Annotated in this window: 1 protein-coding gene and 2 pseudogenes; all 3 read right to left on the bottom strand. The window is 68.6% G+C overall.

Going from position 1 to position 1946, the window contains the following annotated elements; translation table 11 throughout:
* A pseudogene (locus VGF12_RS05505) lies at positions 1–210 on the bottom strand (tRNA (guanosine(46)-N7)-methyltransferase TrmB); the annotation flags it as partial.
* Entirely contained in the window at positions 210–1520 is a 1311-nt protein-coding gene (deoA, locus tag VGF12_RS05500; RefSeq protein WP_331175038.1) for a thymidine phosphorylase, read from the bottom strand. The gene deoA and the pseudogene VGF12_RS05505, both read right to left, overlap by 1 nt.
* Positions 1521–1523: 3 nt before the next feature.
* Positions 1524–1946: pseudogene (locus VGF12_RS05495) on the bottom strand (deoxyribose-phosphate aldolase); the annotation flags it as partial.

Raw genomic sequence — 1946 nt, 5'->3', positions numbered from 1 at the left:
GCCGATCTCCAGCACCAGCGGCCCCTTGCGGCCGAATACGGCCTCGGCGGCGATGCGCTCGGCCTTGTAGGGCAGAACGAATTTCGGCCCCAGCTCGGCCAGCGCCTTGATCTGGCCCGTGCCCATGCGGCCCGCGCGCGTGACGAAGCTCTTAATCGCCCTTCGAGGCGGATCCTGCGGCGGTCGCTGAGAGTCTTGCTCGTCCGACATCAGCCCACCTCGGCCATCACCATGGGCGTGGCGGCCACGTCGACGTCGCCCAGCGTGCAGGCGGCCAGATAGGACGCGATGGCACGATCCGCCGCGCCAGCGTCGGCAGCGTGGATCAGTGCCAGTGGCTCGCCGGCCGCGACGCGCGTGCCCAGCGGCTTCACGTCAGAAAAGCCCACGCGCATGTCGATGGCGTCACCGGCCTTGCGGCGTCCCCCGCCCAGCTCCACGATGGCCACGCCCAGGTCGCGGGTGGACATCGTCGTGATGACGCCAGCCCGCGGTGCCACCACGGGCTTCACGACCGGTGCGGGGCTCAGGTAGGCCTCGGGACGTTCCATCAGGTCGGCCGGGCCACCCAGCTCGACGACCATCTTGGCGAACTTCTCGGCGGCAGCCCCTGAGTCCAGCGCAGCCTGCAGCTTCACGCGCGCCGCTGCGGTGTCGGCAGCCAGGCCGCCCAGCACCAGCATCTCGGCACACAACGCCAACGTGACTTCGTGCAGGCGCGGCTCGCGATGCTCACCCTTCAGGTAGCGGATGGTCTCGAAGACTTCCAGCGAGTTGCCAACGTCCGTGCCCAGGATCTGGTTCATGTCGGTGATCAGCGCGCGCGTCTTCAGGCCCGCGCCGCCAGCGACGGCGACGATGCTCTCGGCCAGTTCCTTCGCGAATTCGGGCGTGGACGCAAACGCGCCGTTGCCGCACTTGATGTCCATCGCCAGGCCCTCGAGACCGGCGGCCAGCTTCTTGGACAAGATGCTGGCAGTGATCAGCGGCACGCTCTCGACGGTAGCCGTCACATCGCGCGTCGCGTAAAAGCGCTTGTCCGCCGGCGCCAGGTCGGCGGTCTGGCCGATGATGGCGCAACCCAGCGTGCGCACGATCTGGTCGAACCTGGCCGGGTCGGGCGTCGTCGCATAGCCGGGGATGGCTTCGAGCTTGTCGACCGTACCGCCGGTGTGCCCCAGGCCGCGGCCGGCAATCATGGGCACATAGCCGCCACAGGCAGCCACCATCGGTGCCAGCATCAGGCTGACCTTGTCCCCCACCCCGCCGCTGCTGTGCTTGTCCAGCACCGGGCCGGGCATGCCGGGCCAGCGCATCACGCGGCCGGAGTTCATCATCGCGCGGGTCAGCAGCACGGCTTCGTCACGGCCCATGCCCTTGAGAAACACGGCCATGCCAAGTGCGGCTACCTGGCCTTCGCTCCAGGAGTTGTCGACGAGACCGCGGACGAAGTGGTTGATCTGCGCTTCGTTGAGCGCGTGGCCGTCGCGCTTGGCGCGGATGATTTCTTGGGCAAGCATGGTTCAGTACGCGGAAAGGGGGGCCGCGGAGGGAGCACCGGAGAGCACGGCTTCGATGTCGGTGAGCAGGCCGCTGGCGCCAAAGCGCAGGCGCTGCGGGTTGAGAGCATTGACGCCGAGCGCGGCTTCGGTCTGGGCGATGTAACCGGCGGCGTCCGCCACCGAGCGCACGCCGCCCGAGGCCTTGAAGCCGGCTGCGGACAGGCCGCTGGCCGCGATTTCCCTCAGCATGACGGCGGCGGCCTCTAGCGTGGCGCCTGTGGGGGTCTTACCAGTACTGGTCTTGACGAAGTCGGCACCGGCTGCCAGCGCGAGACGCGTGGCCTGGGCGATAAGCTCGGCCGTGCCGAGTTCTCCGGATTCGATGATGACCTTGAGTGTCAGCGGCCGGCTGGCGTAGCGGACCTCGGCCAGAAACTCTGCGAC

Origin of the sequence: Roseateles sp., assembly GCF_036404855.1 — a bacterium.
GTDB lineage: Bacteria > Pseudomonadota > Gammaproteobacteria > Burkholderiales > Burkholderiaceae_C > Pelomonas.
This window is presented reverse-complemented; position numbering and strand designations above follow the sequence as displayed.

Excerpts from the sequence above, each read along its gene's own strand:
- deoA (WP_331175038.1), bottom strand. The coding sequence starts at position 1,520 with ATGCTTGCCCAAGAAATCATCCGCGCCAAGCGCGACGGCCACGCGCTC.